Source organism: Brevundimonas sp. Root608 (assembly GCF_001427825.1).
Classification (GTDB): domain Bacteria; phylum Pseudomonadota; class Alphaproteobacteria; order Caulobacterales; family Caulobacteraceae; genus Brevundimonas.
The window spans coordinates 225,059-240,193 of record NZ_LMGT01000005.1; the positions used below are offsets into that span (position 1 = coordinate 225,059).

Here is a 15,135-nt window from a genome sequence, read left to right on the forward strand (position 1 = left end):
TTTGTCTTCGCTTTCGCACCCGAAACCGTCGTCGAATTCTCCGGAGAATTCGTCAGTGAAAGTCCCGCGATCCGGGTAGCACCCGCACGTCCCGCGGATGCCGCCCCCGCGCTGGCGTATGGCCTGATCCCGGCGCCGAATCCGGCGTCAGATGGCCCAGCACCGGCGTCCAGTCCTCCAGTTGATCGACGACCAGATGGGTGACCCCCTCCGCCGTCTGCACCTTGCCCCGCGCCAGCACCATGCGCGCGCCCATGGCCACGGGCCGGAAGCGTTCGAACACGTCGGGCCACAGCACCAGATTGGCCACGCCGGTCTCGTCCTCCACGGTCATGAAACAGACGCCCTTGGCCGTTCCCGGCCTCTGACGGACCAGCACCACCCCGCCGATCGCAACCCGGCGCCCATTTGCCAGCCCCGGATAGGCCTTCGCCGTCAGGGCCCCGACGCCCGCCAGCCGGTCGCGCAGGAAGCTGACCGGATGGCCCTTCAGCGACAGGCGGATGGTCTGGTAGTCGCCGACCACCTCCTCGGACGGCGCCAGCACCGGCAGGGCCTCGGGCGGGCGGCCGTCGGCCTCGTTCAGCCCCATGGCCTCGAACAGCGGCGCCGATGACGCCGGCGCGGCCCCCCTTGCCGCCCACACCCCCTGCCGCCGCGTCAGGTCCAGCGACCCATAGGCGTCCGCCTCGGCCAGCCGGTCCAGCGCCGACGGCGGCAGGTCAGCGCGGCGACGCAGATCGTCGAGATCGGCGAACGGCCCGACCGCGCGCGCCGCCTCGATCCGCAGGGCCCAGTCCTTCCTGAAACCGTCGATCGACCGCATCCCCAGCCGCAGGGCGCAGGGTTCGCCCGGACGGGGCTCAAGCGAGGCGTCCCATCCGCTGCGGTTCACATCCGGATGCCTGACTTCGGCCCCATGCTCGATGGCGTCCCGCACCAGCTGGGCCGGCGCATAGAAGCCCATCGGCTGGCTGTTGAGCAGGGCGGCGGTGAACACCTCGGGATACCGGAGCTTCATCCATGACGAGATGTAGACCAGCAGGGCGAAGGAGCAGGCATGGCTTTCGGGAAAGCCGTACTCCCCGAACCCCTTGATCTGGTCGAAGCAACTGCGGGCGAAGTCGGGATCGTAGCCGCGCTCGATCATCCGGCTGGTGAACCGCACCTCGTGCTCGCCGATGGTGCCCATGTGCCGGAAGGTCGCCATGGCCCGCCTCAGGCTGTTGGCCTCGGCGGGGGTGTATTTCGCCGCTTCCATGGCGATCCGCATCGCCTGTTCCTGGAACAGGGGCACGCCCAGGGTCTTGTGCAGCACCCGCCTCAGTTCGTCGCGGTCGCCATGCTCGGGCGAGGGGTGGGGAAAGTCGATCACGAAGGGCCGGCCCGACCGCTCCGCCTCGCGCCGTTCCGCCCGCCGTTTCAGATAGGGATGCACCATCCCGCCCTGGATCGGGCCCGGCCGCACGATCGCCACCTCCACCACCAGATCGTAGAAAACCCGCGGACGGAGCCGCGGCAGCATCGACATCTGGGCCCGACTCTCGACCTGGAAGACCCCGAGGGAGTCTCCCTTGCACAGCATGTCGTAGACCTCAGGATCCTCCGGCGGGACCGTGTCCAGTTCGAACCGGCGCTCATAGTGTTCCGCGATCAGGTCGAAGCCGCGCCTCAGCGCGGTCAGCATACCCAGCGCCAGCACATCGACCTTCATCAGCCCGAGGAAGTCGATGTCGTCCTTGTCCCACTCGATGAAGGTGCGGTCCGACATGGCGGCGTTGCCGATCGGCACGATCTCCAGCAGCGGCGTCTGGCTCAGCACATAGCCGCCGACGTGCTGGCTCAGATGGCGGGGAAATTTGATCAGTTCGGCCGTCAGCTCCAGCGCCAGCCGCATGCGTACGTCGTCGCGGCTCAGGCCGGTGCGGTCGACATGCTCGTCCTTCACGCTGTCGCCCCATGAGCCCCAGACCGTGTCGGCCATGCGCGCCGTCACGTCCTCGGTCAGCCCCAGAGCCTTGCCCACGTCGCGGATCGCCGAGCGGGGCCGGTAGTGGATGATGGTGGCCACGATCGCCGCCCGGTCGCGGCCATAACGGCGATAGACGTACTGCATCACCTCCTCGCGCCGTTCATGCTCGAAATCGACGTCGATATCCGGCGGCTCGTCCCGGTCGGCGGACATGAAGCGCTCGATCAGCACGTCCTGCTCGGCGGGGTTTACATTGGTGACGCCCAGACAGAAGCAGACCACCGAGTTCGCGGCCGAGCCCCGCCCCTGGCACAGGATCGGCTTCTCCTGCGTCCGCGCCCAATGCACGATGTCGTGCACGGTCAGGAAGTAGTTGGGGTATTTCAGGAGCTTGATGAGCTTCAGCTCCTTGACGATCGTGTCGCGGATTTTCCGTGAAACCCCGTCAGGCCATTTCTCCCGTGCGCCCTTGAAGGCCAGCCGGATCAGGCGCCGCTGCGCCGTCCAGCCCGCCGGCACGGGCTCATCAGGATACCGGTACTCTAGTTCCCGCAGCGAAAACCGGCACGCCCGCGCCACCTCCATGGTCCGCGCCAGCGCCGCCTCATGCCCGCGGAACAGCCGCGCCATCTGGGCCGGCGGCTTCAGATGGCGCTCGGCGTTGGCCTGAAGCCGCCGGCCCGCCTTGTCGATGGTCGTCCCTTCGCGGATGCAGGTCAGGACGTCCTGCACCATCCGCCGGTCGGGGTGGTGGTACAGCACGGCATTGGTCGCGATCATCGACGCGCCCGTGCGATGCGCCATCGCCGCCAGACGGTTAAGCCGCTTGCGGTCGTCGCCGCGCCACAGGGGCGCCGCCGCCAGATACAGGTCGTCGGGCCAGGCCTTTCGCCATGCCGCCAGCCGGGCCTCGAACGCCGCGTCGGGCGTTTCCGGCGCCGGTGCCAGGGCGATCATGCCCTCGCCCAGCCCGGCCGCCTGTTCGAAGGTCAGCCGCGTTTCGGCCTTTTCAATGCGATCGGCGTCCGGGTCGACCCCGGCTTGCGGCACGACCTCGGTCTTGCCCAGCGACAACAGCCGACACAGCCGGCCATAGGCGGCGCGGTCGCGCGGAAAGACCATCAGTTCCGTCCCGTCGGTGAAGCCCAGCCGCGACCCCACGACCAGCGGGATGTCGACGTCCTCGGCCCCCATCAGCGCCCGCACCATCCCCGCCAGGGTATTGCGGTCGGCCACGCCGATGGCGCCCAGCCCCAAGGCCTTCGCCTGCATCGCGATCTCGCCGGGGTGTGACGCGCCCTCCAGAAAGCTGAAATTCGTCATTGCCCCCAGTTCGGCGTACTGGCCGTCCCAGCCTGAGCCCGGGGCGCTCACGGCAGCACCCCGTGCATCCACCACGACGGCGCCCGTTCCTCCGCCGCACCCGAATACTCCCGGCCGTACAGGCCTTCGCGGAACAACCAGTAGCGGCCGCCCGCGTCGTCCTCGACGCGGTAGTAGTCGCGGGTGCGCACCTGGCGGTCATCGGGGCGGGGCCGCCACCATTCGGGCGACAGCCGTTCCGGCCCGTCAGAGCGGGTCACGCGTCGCGACAGCCGCCGCCAGGTGAAGCGCACCGGCGCGCCGTCGGGCAGTTCGGCCAGGGCTTCGACCGGTTCGGGCGGGTCCAGAAGCAGGATCGGCCGGCGCGCGTGGCCCTTCGCCGCGGCTGGCGACCGCCCCAGCGCCGGCCGCCAGCGCTCGACGCGCTCGGGCAGCCAGCTGTCGACGGGCTCGGGCGTCAGCACGCGGTCCTCGCCCAGCCGCGCGGTCAGGCGGTCGATCAGGGCGGCCAGACTCTCGGCCTGTTTCGCCTCGGCCTCGCTTTCCAGCGCCCCCTGTCGCGCCGTCATTGGTTCGATCGCATCGGCGGTCAGCATCATGGCGTCGAGGCCGAACCCCAGCTCCAGCCGGCCCAGCCCCGCCTCACGGAACAGCCGCAGCCACACCCCCGCTTCACGACCGGGCCGGCCCATGCGCACCGACAGGCTGGTGGTCCGGCCGTCCGAGCGGAAGCCCGTCAGGGTCAGGGCCTTGGCCCCCTGCCCGTCGCGCAGCAGCGGCGCGGTCAGGTCGGCGACCAGTTCCGCCAGCCGCGCCTCCACCCCCTCGATGTCGCCGACCGGCTCCATCCAGGCCTGCCACGCCCGGTATTTCGGCGGCGGCCGCACCGGCGTCAGGGCCTCGCCCGCGAAGCCCAGGGCCTGATCCAGTCGTTGCACCAGACCGACGCCGGCCCCGTCCCGGAACCGACGCGCCAGCCCCGCGCGCGGCATGGGATAGAGGTCGCCGATCCGTTTCAGCCCGAACCGCCGCGCCTGGGTCAGGGTGCGGTCGTCGATGCGCAGGGCCTCGACTGGCAAAGGGGCCAGCAGGCCGCGCGCCGTCTCATCGTCGGCGATGCAGCCGCCGCCCTCGGACTCTCCCCAGCGCGCCAGAGCCCAGGCCGCCCCCGGCGTCGGGGCCATGGCGACGCGGGCCCGCGCTCCCGCCTCCGCCAACCGGTCGCGGATCTGAACCAACAGGGCCGCCTCGCCGCCGAACAGATGGGTTGCGCCGGTGAGGTCGAGGAACAGGCCCTCCAACCCCTCTCCCGCCGGATCGACGCTGACGGAAGGCGACCAGCGCTCGGCCCAGACCGCCAGCGCCGTCAGCGCGCGGGCGTCGGCCTCGATATCGGCGGGCTTGCAGATCAGATGCGGGATCATGGCCCGGGCGTCGGCTTGGGTCTGGCCGCGCCGAAGACCCGTCGCCCGCGCCGCCGGATTCAGGGCGTGGATGATCGCCGCGCCCCGGTTGTTCTTCAGGATCAGGGCGAACGGGTTTTTCGGATCGAGGGCGGGGTCAGGCGGCGAGGCCGGACGACGCGCCCGCATGGCCGATCGCCTCCAGACCGTCACCGGCCAGTCGATCAGCCAGACGGAGACGATGCGTCTCATCATCCTGCTCCAGCATCCACGCCCCCGGCCGTTCGCCGCGTCCCCGCACCAGTTCCGCCGCCAGTCGCACCGGGCCGGGGGCCCGGGCATCGTCGGGATCGACAGCGCTGGCCAGGGTCGATATCCGCCAGCGCCGCCGCGCCGCGCTGAGCCCGTCCAGCCCGCGCGGCAACACAAGCCCCACGCATCCGCCCTGTTTGGCGGCGAAATCCAGCCGCCGGGTCTGGGTCAGAGTCGCCGCATCCACCGCGCCCAGGGCCAGGGACACCGCTCCGGACCGCAGCGCCTGTTCCAGGGTCCACAAGGCCTCGGCCGCCGTGTTGACGGGCGCGAGGATCAGGGACACGCCCGGCAAGCCGGGTCCATAGGGCCGGCCGTGCTCGCCCAGCCATGCCCGTGTCGCGGTCATCAGCACCGGCCGCCCATCCCCCTCCAGTCGACGCGACAGGGCGAACGCCATCATGGCAGCCCCATCGCGCGGACCCGCCGCGCACGCCTCTTCCAGCGGCGCGGGCCTCTCGGGAAACAGAGCGGGAGATGACAGGGGCGCGGGGGTCATGAGAGTCCGGAAATCCAGATGTTCACTATTTGTTCCAACAGGCTCCGGAGTCAAACAGAGAATCCCGTTCGCCGTCACAAGAGGGAAATCAGGCCCCGGGTCGCGCCTTCAGCTCATCGCGAATCTCGGCCAGCAGAGCTTCGGTCGGCGTGGGGGCGGGCGCCGTCTCCGGTTGGGCCGCCTGCTCGCGGCGCATCCGGTTGATGCCCTTGACCAGCAGGAACACCACAAAGGCCACGATGGCGAACTGGATCAGGGTGTTGATGAAGGCGCCGTACTGGATGGCCACCTCCTCGACCGCCTCGGTGGAGAGGTCCTCGGGGGCCAGAACCCATTTCAGATTGGCGAAATCGACCCGGCCCAGCGCCAGGCCGATCGGCGGCATGATCACCTGTTCGACCAGGCTGGTGACGATCTTGCCGAATGACGCGCCGATGATGACGCCCACCGCCAGGTCGACGACATTGCCCCGGGCGATGAACTCCTTGAACTCGGTCATGAGGCCCATCGTCGATCTCCGGAGTTCAGGCGTCGGCCGCGTTCAGCCGCTCGCGCAGCTCCTTGCCGCTCTTGAAGAAGGGCACGGCCTTGGCCGGCACATCGACGGTTTCGCCGGTGCGGGGATTGCGCCCCGCCCGCGCGGGACGGGCCCGGACGGAAAAGGCGCCGAAGCCGCGAAGCTCCACGCGGCCGCCCTCGCCGAGCGAATCGACCATCTGGCCGAGCACGATATTGACCACCCGTTCGACCTCGGCATGGGTCAGATGGGTGTTCTCGGCAGCGAGCTTCTCGATCAGCTCAGACTTTATCATCGGCAGGCCCCCGCCCAGTTCAGCCCTTCCCAGAGCCCATACGGGTGCATCCGGGCACGGGATGCAACCCCACCCTAGCCTCCACCCGCCGCAGGAAAAAGCCCCGCCTGGTCGATTGACCGGCGAAATGTCGGTTAACGCTCATAAATCTGCGAGTCGCGCGCACGAAAAAGGCGGCGGGACTGCTCCCGCCGCCTGATCCGTATCCAGATCACAAAGGAGACTATTCCTTGGCGCCGGCCTTCTCGCGAAGGGCCGCGCCCAGGATGTCGCCCAGCGAGGCGCCCGAGTCCGACGAACCGAACTGTTCGATCGCCGCGGTCTCGTCCTTCATTTCCAGAGCCTTGATCGACACCGAGACGCGGCGCGAGGCCTTGTCGATGCCGGTGACCATGGCGTCGACGCGATCGCCGACCGAGAAGCGCTCGGTGCGCTGGTCGTTGCGGTCGCGCGACAGGTCGGACTTGCGGATGAAGGCGGTCGCCGGAGCGTCGTCTTCACCGAACTTGACCTCGATGCCGCCGGTTTCCACCGACGTCACGGTGACGGTGACCTGCTGGCCCTTCTTGAAGGTGTCGCCTTCCATCGGGTCGCCGCCCAGCTGCTTGATGCCCAGCGAGACGCGTTCCTTCTCGACGTCGACGTCCAGCACCTTGGCCTTGACGGTTTCGCCCTTGCGGTAGCGCTGGATGGCTTCCTCGCCGGAGACGTTCCAGTCCAGGTCGGACAGGTGGACCATGCCGTCGATGTCGTTGTCCAGGCCGATGAACAGGCCGAACTCGGTGGCGTTCTTGACCTCGCCCTCGACGGTCGAACCGATCGGGTTGGCGGCCACGAAGGCGTCCCACGGGTTGTCCTGGGCCTGCTTGAGGCCCAGCGAGATGCGGCGCTTGGAGGCGTCGACGTCCAGCACGACCACATCGACTTCCTGCGAGGTCGAGACGATCTTGCCCGGGTGGACGTTCTTCTTGGTCCAGGACATTTCCGAGACGTGGACCAGGCCTTCAACGCCGGCTTCCAGCTCGACGAACGCGCCGTAGTCGGTGATGTTGGTGATGCGGCCGGTCATCTTGGCGCCGACCGGGTATTTCGCTTCCACGCCGTCCCACGGATCGGTCTGCAGCTGCTTCATGCCGAGGCTGATGCGCTGGGTGTCCGGGTTGATCTTGACGATCTGGACCTTGACGGTGTCGCCGACGGCGAGGACCTGCGAGGGGTGCGAGACGCGCTTCCACGACATGTCGGTGACGTGCAGCAGGCCGTCGATGCCGCCCAGGTCCACGAACGCGCCGTAGTCGGTGATGTTCTTGACCACGCCTTCGCGGACTTCGCCTTCCAGCAGCTGGCCGACCAGTTCGGTGCGCTGTTCGGCGCGGGCTTCTTCCAGGATGGCGCGACGCGAGACGACGATGTTGCCGCGCGGACGGTCCATTTTCAGGATGGCGAAGGGCTGTTCCTTGCCCATCAGCGGGCCGACGTCGCGCACCGGGCGGATGTCGACCTGCGAGCCCGGCAGGAAGGCCGAGGCGCCGCCGAGGTCGACGGTGAAGCCGCCCTTGACGCGGCCGACGATGGCGCCGTTGACCGGCTGGCCTTCGGCGAACACGACTTCCAGACGGGTCCAGGCTTCTTCGCGGCGAGCCTTGTCGCGGCTGATGACGGCTTCACCCAGGGCGTTCTCGACGCGCTCGAGATAGACTTCGACATTGTCGCCGAGCTTCGGAATGACGGCGCCTTCGCCGATGCCGAACTCGCGGGCCGGGATGCGGCCTTCGGTCTTCAGACCGACGTCGATGATCAGGATGTCCTTTTCGATGCCGACGACGCGGCCGTGGACGACCTGGCCTTCGCCGAGGTCGCGGCCCTGAAGGGTTTCGTCGAGCAGCGCGGCGAAGTCGTCACGCGAGGGAGAGAAGCTTTGGGTGTCAGTCATGCAGTGTTGAGGTTTCTAACGGCTGTGGCGCGCGACCGAACGGCCCCGCGCGAGGTGAGTGTGAAAGGGGTCATCAGGTCGTCAGGACGCGAGGCGAATGAACCAGAACGCCCGCGGAAGCCGAGGATGACGCGCTGGATTTGCCTTTGGGCCCCTAAAGGCCGTTCCGGACACGCGCCGCCTCGACGATACGGCGGGCCGCATCGAAGGCGGTCTCTATATCCATTTCGGTCGTGTCCAGCAAGACGGCGTCATCAGCCTGGATCATAGGGGCAGCGCCCCGGCCCGCATCACGCTCGTCGCGCCGCACGATGTCGGCCAGCATGTCTTCATAGGCGATGGCGTCGCCCCGGCCCGTCAACTGCTTCCAGCGGCGCATCGCCCGAACTTCCGGGGCCGCGGTCACGAACAGCTTGGCCTGGGCGTCCGGCGCAATGACGGTGCCGATGTCGCGTCCGTCGAGCACCGCTCCGCCGGGCCGGGCGGCGAACGCTTTCTGGAAGGCCAACAGGGCCGCACGCACGCCTGGATAGCCGGCGACCCTGCTGGCGGCTTCGCCGGCTCCCCGGTCGGTCAGCCGGTCGGTGTCGATCAGGTGGCTGGCGTCCAGCGCCCGCGCTATCGCCTCGGCGGCGGCGGCGTCCGCCAGAGATCGCCCCGCGTCCAGCACGCCCAGCCCCACGGCCCGGTACAGCAGACCCGTGTCGAGATGCGGCAGGCCATAGGTCCGCGCCAGCCGGGCGGCGATCGTGCCCTTGCCCGAGGCGGCGGGGCCGTCGACGGCGATAATCAGAAATCGGTTCATTCAGACGCTGCGATATCGGCCCCGAGGCCTCGCATCAACTCGACAAATCCCGGAAAGCTCGTCGCGATCATGCCCGGTTCGTCGACAGCGACCGCCTCGTCGGCCGCCAGGCCCAGCACCAGATGGCTCATGGCGATGCGGTGATCGCCGTGGGTGGTGATGGTCGCGCCGCCCCGAACCGGGCCGCCGGCGACGGTGAAGCCTTCAGGTTCCTCTTCCACCGCGACGCCGCAAGCCTTCAGGCCCGCCGCCATCAGGGCGATGCGGTCGCTTTCCTTGACCCGCATCTCGCCGATGCCGCGCATGACGGTGGAGCCCGCCGCGAAGGCGGCGGTGGCGGCAAGGATCGGATATTCGTCGATCATCGAGGCGGCTCGTTCCGGCGGCACGACCACGCCGGTCAGGGCCGAATGCCGCGCCGTCACGTCGCCCACCTCTTCCCCGCCGGCCATGCGGCGGTTCGAGACCGTCAGATCGGCCCCCATCTCGCGCCATGTCTCGAACAGGCCGGTGCGCAGCGGATTGAGCATGACGCCTTCGACGGTCACCTCCGAGCCCGGAACGATCAGCCCCGCCGCCAGCGGGAAAGCCGCCGAGGATGGATCGCCGGGCACGGCGACGGTGGTTCCCGTCAACGCCTGCCCGCCCTTCAGACTGACGCGCCAGCCCTGTTCCATCGGCAGCACCCCGACCTCGACCCCGAAGGCGCGCAGCATCCGTTCGGTGTGGTCGCGGCTCGGTTCGGGCTCGGCCACCGTGATCACGCCGTTCGCGTTCAGCCCGGCCAGCAGGATGGCCGACTTCACCTGCGCTGACGCCACCGGCTGAACAAAATCGATCGCGGCCAGATCCCCGCCCTGAATCTCGACGGGCAGGCGATCCGGTTCCGCCCTCCAGCCGAAACGCGCGCCCATTTCCGCCAACGGCCCGGTCACCCGCTTCATCGGACGTTTGCGCAGGCTGGCGTCGCCGTCGAAGGTCACGGCGATCGGATAGCCCGCCGCCGCGCCCATCAGCAGCCGTACGCCTGTGCCGGCGTTGCCGCAGTCGATAACGCCGGCCGGCTGTTTGAATCCGCCCTGCCCAGTCACCCGCCAGCGGCCTTCGCCCAGCCGCTCCACGGTCGCTCCGAAGGCTTCCACCGCCCGCGCGGTCGCCAGCACGTCGTCGCCTTCCAGCAACCCCTCGATCTCGGTCACACCCGTGGCCATCGCTCCCAGAATCAGGACGCGGTGCGACATGGACTTGTCGCCGGGAGCGCGCACGAGGCCGTTCAGCGAAGCGCTGCGGCGGGCGGTCAGATAGCCTGGGGTCGACACCCTGCGGTCTCCGGGAGGGTCAGCGGGCGCGGGCGCGCGGAGATGGTTTTTGACAGCGGCGTCAGGGGGTGGCAAGGGAGCCGCCCCATTTCCCCACTCCCGCCAAAGGTCTTCAACCGTGGCCAAACCCGAACTGGGCCAGAAGCAGGTCTGCCCGAACTGCCAGGCCAAATTCTATGACCTGGGCCGCCGCCCGGCTCATTGCCCCAAATGCGCGACCGATTTCGATCCGGAGGAGGCGCTGAAGCTGCGCAACCGCCGTGGCCGTCCGGCCGGCTATCCCGCCGACGAGGCCGACGAGGATCAGGTCAAGGACAAGAAGGTCGACGGCGACGAGGACGAGGAAGAAGAAGCCGTCGCGACGCCCGAGATCGATCAGGAGGGCCACGAGCCCATCCTGACGCCCGACGACGACGACGACGCCCCCGTCGACCCGACCGAGGAGCCCGGCATGGGCGAGGCGACCGAGGACGACGACGTCCTGGCCGATGACGATGACGACGATTCGGTCCCGTTCATCGAGGACGAGGACGACGACGCGTTCGAGGACGAGATCAAGACGCCCAAGGACGACGAATAGGCTTTTTTCGGACCTCCGCCGGACGACTTTTCACACGTCCGGCGGAGACGAAAATAAATGGCTGGACCGGGGTTGATCGCGATCAGGCCCTGACATAGGTTCCGCCGCCTCGCAGCAGGGCCTCCCGGCCCCCACGCGATCCGACCGAAAGGTTCGGGGCTTTAGCTCAGCTGGTAGAGCGCTTGCATGGCATGCAAGAGGTCAGCGGTTCGACTCCGCTAAGCTCCACCATCGAAGGCCCCGCGGGAAACCGCGGGGCCTTCGTCCCATCCGGCTCCCGGTTGATCTCGGGTCCATCCTGCCCCATCTGCACGATACGCCGACGCCTCGCCGATGACGGGGGGCGCAGACGGCGCAAGGCCTGCTTCGGGGGCATGAAACGATGACGACGCGAACCATATTGTTCGACAGCCCCTTCCTGCTGGGCTTCGACCACACCCGGGCGATGATCGACCGGGCCGCCCGCGCCGCCGCGGACAGCTATCCGCCCTACAATGTCGAACAGCGGGGCGAGCACGCCGTGCGGATCACCCTGGCGGTCGCCGGCTTCGGCCCCGAGGATCTGGCCGTGACCCTCGAAGGCCGCCAGCTGACCATCGCCGGCAAGCGCGAACCGTCCGACAAGGCCGACCAGGCGTTTCTGCATCGCGGCATCGCGGGCCGCGGCTTCGTCCGCAGCTTCGTGCTGGCCGACGGGCTGGAGGTGGAGGAGGCGCGACTGGAGCATGGCCTCCTGCATGTCGACATGCGGCGCCCGGAAGACCTGCCGACGGTGCGGCGCATCCCCATCACCACGGGCTGAAAGCCGCGTTTTCCGGTCGCCGCTTTCGGGGCCGGACCCATAAGCCCTCGACGGGCGTTAGTTCAGCGTAAGGAGGCGGTCTTGATGACGCCCATGAAGATGACCAAGAAGGATTTTGAAGGCCTGGGCGCGCCCGACCTTGTCTATGTGCGGGAAATCCGCGCCTCCGACGTTCTGGCCGATGTCGTGCCGGAAGAGTCGAAGGGGCTGAAGATCGACCCCGAGGCGACGCTTTTCGCCGTGCACGCCGCCGACGGCGAGCGGCTGGCGGTGATGATGGATCGTGAAACCGCCTTCGCCGCGGCCGTGGCCCACGAGCTGGAGCCCGTGTCCGTCCACTGACGGCCCTCAGGCCGCCGTGGCCGGGGCCTGGTCCTTGACGAAAAGAGCGCGGATGGCGTCGGTGGTGCGGGCCTGCCGCAGCTGCTCGCGCATCTCCGGCGAACGCAGGGCGCGCGAGATCGCGGCCAGCGCCCGCAGATGCTCGGCGCCGTCCCGGGGCGGAGCGAACAGGGCGAACAGCAGATCAACGGGGCGATCGTCGACCGCGCCATAGGCCACCGGCGTATCCAGGCGCACGAACACCGCCGTGACCCGCCCGACGCCCTCAAGTCGGGCATGCGGCACGGCGACGCCCGAGCCGAGGCCGGTGGAGCCGAGGGCCTCGCGCTCCAGCAGCGCTTCCATCACGCGATTTTCCGGCAAGCCCAGCGCCTGGGCGGCGGCCTCGGCCACCGTATGCAGGGCCTGGCGCTTCGACGATGCGCCGCTGCGCAGGACGACGCCGCCGTCCGCCAGCAAATCACCGATGTCCATGAGGAGTTCCCGACTCTGCCCATACATCCCGAACGGGCGGGGGCCGTTTAGACCACCCGCCTCTATTGGGGAAGACTATACGCTCTTACCGTTTACCGAACCGTGTCCGTTGACCGATTTCGACGTCCGCTCCGGATCGATCCAGCCCACGTTTCCGTCGGGCCGGCGGTAGACCACCGAAATGCCGCCGTGGGCCGCATTGCGGAACAGGACGACCGGATAGCCGGTCATGTCCAGTTCGAGCACGGCGCGTCCGACCGTGATCGTGCGGATCTCCGCCTCGGTCTCGGCGATGACCATGCCGACGGGCGGGGGTTCGCCGGGCGCGCCCGCATCGCCGAAGTCCGCGTCCTCGACCTCATCGGGGCTGCGCAGGACGATGCTTCGCGCCACGTCGCGGGCCGCGTTCTCCGACTTCTCGGGCGACAGGCCGCGCGGGCCAGCGTGATGGTTCTTGAGCCGACGCTTGTAGCGACGGACGCGCTTCTCGAGCTTCTCTAGCGAATCCGAGAACGCACCGTGGGCGTCGCCGCCCAGCCCGCTGGTGACGATGGCCTCTCCGGACGCCAGACGGACCCAACAGTCCACCTTGAAGCCGTGGCCGTCCTTGGACACCACGACCTCGGCGTCCTGGGCGCCGCGTTCGAAATATTTGCCGATCCCGTCTTCGAGTTCCTGGGAGATGCGCGAGCCTAACGCGTCGCCGACATCCACGTGCTTGCCGCTGACTTGGATTTGCATGTCGATAGAACGCGACCGATCGCGAATGGTGTCAACGCCGATCACTGAAATGTGGTGACGCTCGAGGCGGGGGAGAATTCGACGATCGGGGCGCCGGGGAATTCGACCACTTGAGGGACGAGGAATTCGACGACGGATTTCGACGACTGAACGGAGAATTCGACGACGGGCGAGTGATACAGGAGCGACAGCCGGGGCGGTCAACCCGTCCGCAGCATCCGCTTGCGCTCGACCGACGAGGGAATGCGCAGGGCCTCGCGGTATTTGGCCACGGTGCGGCGGGCGATGTCGATGCCGGTCTCTTTCAGAATTTCCACGATCCGGTCGTCGGACAGGACGTCGCCGTCCCGGCCCTCGGTTTCGATCATGGCCTTGATCCGGTGCCGCACGGCCTCGGCCGAGTGGGTGGCCCCGCCGTCGGACGACTGGATCGCCGCGGTGAAGAAGAATTTCAGCTCGAAGACGCCGCGCGGGGTCGAGACGTATTTGTTCGAGGTCACCCGCGAGACCGTCGACTCGTGCATGCCGATGGCGTCGGCGACGGTCTTCAGGTTCAGCGGCCGCAGGAACTCCACGCCGAAGGCGAGGAAGGCGTCCTGCTGGCGCACGATCTCGGACGAGACCTTGAGAATGGTCTTCGCCCGCTGGTCCAGCGACTTCACCAGCCAGCTGGCCTGGGCCGCGCAGTCCGCGACGAAGGTCTTTTCCACGTCCGAGCGCGAACCCGCCGCCACCACGCCGTGATAGCGCTTGTCCATGATCAGGCGCGGCAGGGTGTCCGCGTTCAGTTCGACCTTCCAGCCGCCGGCGGGATCGGCGCGCACATGGACGTCGGGGATCACCGTCTGGGCCGGTTCGCCGCCGAAGCCCGCGCCCGGTCGGGGCGTCAGCGCCTTCAGCTCCGCGATCATCTCGGCCATGTCCTCGGCGTCGACGCCGCAGGCCTTGCGCAGGGCCGACAGGTCCCGTTTGGCCAGCAGGTCCAGATTCTCCAGCAGACAACCCATGGCCGGGTCGAAGCGGTTGCGCTCGATCAGCTGCAGCTTCAGGCATTCGGGCACGGACCGCGCCATGACGCCGGTCGGCTCGAAGCCGTGGCAGACGGTCAGCACCGCCTCGACGCGTTCCAGCGGAATGCCCAGCCGGTCCGCCACCTCGTTCAGGTCGCCGCGCAGATAGCCGCCCTCGTCGACGCCGTCGATCAGGGTCAGGGCGATGGCGTGGTCGGAGGGCGAGAACCCGGCCTGCGAGGCCTGGCCCTGCAGATGCTCCCACAGGGTGGCGTCGCGGGTGTCGGGCTGTTCGCGGCCCTCGCCGTCGGGCAGGCCGCCGCCCGAGCCGGCGCGCGACCAGTCGTTGAGCCCGACCTGGGCCTCGCCGGTCCCGACATCCTCCATCCGGTCCGAGGTGCGCTCGCCGGGGCTGGCGTCGCCGTAGACGTCGTCGGAGCGCGCATCCAGCGAGCGGTCCGCGTCGGCCACCCGGCCCTCGTCAAAACTCATCTCGGCGGCGTCGTGGCTCTCGACCGCAGCCGGAGGCTCGGTCTCGCCGCCCGGTTCGGCGTCCTCGCGCTGCAACAGCGGATTGCGCTCCAGCTCGGCCTCGACGAAGGCGTCCAGCTCGAGGTTCGACAGTTGCAGCAGCTTGATCGCCTGCTGCAGCTGGGGCGTGATGACCAGCCCCTGGCCCTGCCTGATCTCCAGCCTCTGACCGAGCACCGTATTCCCCCGTGCAAGCCGTCGCCGCCCCGTGGCCCGAAACTTGCTGGGGCGACTGTGTCGCCGAACCGGTTAACGGTGTTCTAAACGCCGGGGCGAC

Annotated in this window: 14 protein-coding genes and 1 tRNA gene; 4 read left to right on the forward strand and 11 right to left on the reverse strand. The window is 68.7% G+C overall.

Annotation, left to right across the window (positions count from 1 at the left end; genetic code table 11):
• Nucleotides 1-52: 52 nt before the first annotated feature.
• The 8 genes from ASD59_RS09385 to aroA all read right to left on the reverse strand — a co-directional run bounded on the left by ASD59_RS09385 (nt 53) and on the right by aroA (nt 10,378).
• Nucleotides 53-3,346 carry an error-prone DNA polymerase gene (locus tag ASD59_RS09385; protein WP_235561783.1) on the reverse strand — a complete coding sequence of 1,098 codons (3,294 nt, stop codon included), beginning with the start codon at nt 3,344-3,346 and terminating at the stop codon, nt 53-55.
• Entirely contained in the window at nt 3,343-4,950 is a 1,608-nt protein-coding gene (locus ASD59_RS09390) for a Y-family DNA polymerase (RefSeq protein ID WP_162246630.1), read from the reverse strand. Before ASD59_RS09390 ends, ASD59_RS09385 begins: the two co-directional genes overlap by 4 nt.
• Nucleotides 4,856-5,413: a hypothetical protein gene (locus ASD59_RS14380; RefSeq protein WP_055831164.1), complete on the reverse strand. Its 558-nt coding sequence runs from the start codon at nt 5,411-5,413 to the stop codon at nt 4,856-4,858. Before ASD59_RS14380 ends, ASD59_RS09390 begins: the two co-directional genes overlap by 95 nt.
• Before the next feature lie 184 nt (nt 5,414-5,597).
• Nucleotides 5,598-6,017 (reverse strand): large-conductance mechanosensitive channel protein MscL, encoded by a 420-nt coding sequence (gene mscL / locus ASD59_RS09400; protein ID WP_055831167.1) that lies wholly within the window; start codon nt 6,015-6,017, stop codon nt 5,598-5,600.
• A 16-nt stretch (nt 6,018-6,033) separates the two neighbouring features.
• Entirely contained in the window at nt 6,034-6,321 is a 288-nt protein-coding gene (locus ASD59_RS09405) for an integration host factor subunit beta (RefSeq protein WP_055831169.1), read from the reverse strand.
• A gap of 223 nt (nt 6,322-6,544) precedes the next feature.
• Nucleotides 6,545-8,254: a 30S ribosomal protein S1 gene (gene rpsA, locus ASD59_RS09410; RefSeq protein WP_055831171.1), complete on the reverse strand. Its 1,710-nt coding sequence runs from the start codon at nt 8,252-8,254 to the stop codon at nt 6,545-6,547.
• A gap of 154 nt (nt 8,255-8,408) precedes the next feature.
• Nucleotides 8,409-9,059, reverse strand: coding sequence for a (d)CMP kinase (gene cmk, locus ASD59_RS09415; protein ID WP_055831173.1), 651 nt, complete (start codon nt 9,057-9,059; stop codon nt 8,409-8,411).
• Nucleotides 9,056-10,378, reverse strand: a complete 1,323-nt coding sequence (gene aroA / locus ASD59_RS09420) for a 3-phosphoshikimate 1-carboxyvinyltransferase (RefSeq protein ID WP_082560140.1) — start codon at nt 10,376-10,378, stop codon at nt 9,056-9,058. The genes cmk and aroA overlap by 4 nt, the downstream gene beginning before the upstream one ends.
• Nucleotides 10,379-10,496: 118 nt before the next feature.
• On the opposite strand from aroA, the gene ASD59_RS09425 reads away from it, so the two are divergent.
• The 4 genes from ASD59_RS09425 (at nt 10,497) to ASD59_RS09440 (ending at nt 12,102) form a co-directional block, all read left to right on the forward strand.
• On the forward strand, nt 10,497-10,958 hold the full coding sequence (locus ASD59_RS09425) for a TIGR02300 family protein (RefSeq protein WP_055831174.1): 462 nt from the start codon (nt 10,497-10,499) through the stop codon (nt 10,956-10,958).
• Nucleotides 10,959-11,113: 155 nt separating this feature from the next.
• Nucleotides 11,114-11,189 (forward strand) — tRNA-Ala (locus ASD59_RS09430).
• A 151-nt stretch (nt 11,190-11,340) separates the two neighbouring features.
• Complete coding sequence (locus tag ASD59_RS09435) at nt 11,341-11,760, forward strand: Hsp20 family protein (protein ID WP_055831176.1); 420 nt, start codon at nt 11,341-11,343, stop codon at nt 11,758-11,760.
• Nucleotides 11,761-11,844: 84 nt separating this feature from the next.
• Nucleotides 11,845-12,102, forward strand: a complete 258-nt coding sequence (locus tag ASD59_RS09440; RefSeq protein ID WP_055831295.1) for a DUF1150 family protein — start codon at nt 11,845-11,847, stop codon at nt 12,100-12,102.
• Nucleotides 12,103-12,108: 6 nt separating this feature from the next.
• On the opposite strand, the gene ptsN is transcribed toward ASD59_RS09440, so the two are convergent.
• The 3 genes from ptsN to rpoN all read right to left on the reverse strand — a co-directional run bounded on the left by ptsN (nt 12,109) and on the right by rpoN (nt 15,035).
• Entirely contained in the window at nt 12,109-12,576 is a 468-nt protein-coding gene (gene ptsN / locus ASD59_RS09445; RefSeq protein WP_055831178.1) for a PTS IIA-like nitrogen regulatory protein PtsN, read from the reverse strand.
• Between the two features lie 75 nt (nt 12,577-12,651).
• Nucleotides 12,652-13,317, reverse strand: a complete 666-nt coding sequence (gene hpf, locus ASD59_RS09450) for a ribosome hibernation-promoting factor, HPF/YfiA family (protein WP_055831180.1) — start codon at nt 13,315-13,317, stop codon at nt 12,652-12,654.
• 200 nt (nt 13,318-13,517) lie between these two features.
• Nucleotides 13,518-15,035, reverse strand: coding sequence for an RNA polymerase factor sigma-54 (gene rpoN / locus ASD59_RS09455; protein WP_055831188.1), 1,518 nt, complete (start codon nt 15,033-15,035; stop codon nt 13,518-13,520).
• Between the last annotated feature and the right edge of the window lie 100 nt (nt 15,036-15,135).

Bases quoted from the DNA above. Each gene is read 5' to 3' on its own strand.
- ptsN (WP_055831178.1), bottom strand. From the start codon at position 12,576: ATGGACATCGGTGATTTGCTGGCGGACGGCGGCGTCGTCCTGCGCAGC.
- ASD59_RS09435 (WP_055831176.1), top strand. From the start codon at position 11,341: ATGACGACGCGAACCATATTGTTCGACAGCCCCTTCCTGCTGGGCTTC.
- ASD59_RS09440 (WP_055831295.1), top strand. From the start codon at position 11,845: ATGACGCCCATGAAGATGACCAAGAAGGATTTTGAAGGCCTGGGCGCG.
- hpf (WP_055831180.1), bottom strand. From the start codon at position 13,317: ATGCAAATCCAAGTCAGCGGCAAGCACGTGGATGTCGGCGACGCGTTA.
- mscL (WP_055831167.1), bottom strand. From the start codon at position 6,017: ATGGGCCTCATGACCGAGTTCAAGGAGTTCATCGCCCGGGGCAATGTC.
- ASD59_RS09390 (WP_162246630.1), bottom strand. From the start codon at position 4,950: ATGAGACGCATCGTCTCCGTCTGGCTGATCGACTGGCCGGTGACGGTC.
- ASD59_RS09405 (WP_055831169.1), bottom strand. From the start codon at position 6,321: ATGATAAAGTCTGAGCTGATCGAGAAGCTCGCTGCCGAGAACACCCAT.
- rpsA (WP_055831171.1), bottom strand. From the start codon at position 8,254: ATGACTGACACCCAAAGCTTCTCTCCCTCGCGTGACGACTTCGCCGCG.
- ASD59_RS14380 (WP_055831164.1), bottom strand. From the start codon at position 5,413: ATGATGGCGTTCGCCCTGTCGCGTCGACTGGAGGGGGATGGGCGGCCG.
- cmk (WP_055831173.1), bottom strand. From the start codon at position 9,059: ATGAACCGATTTCTGATTATCGCCGTCGACGGCCCCGCCGCCTCGGGC.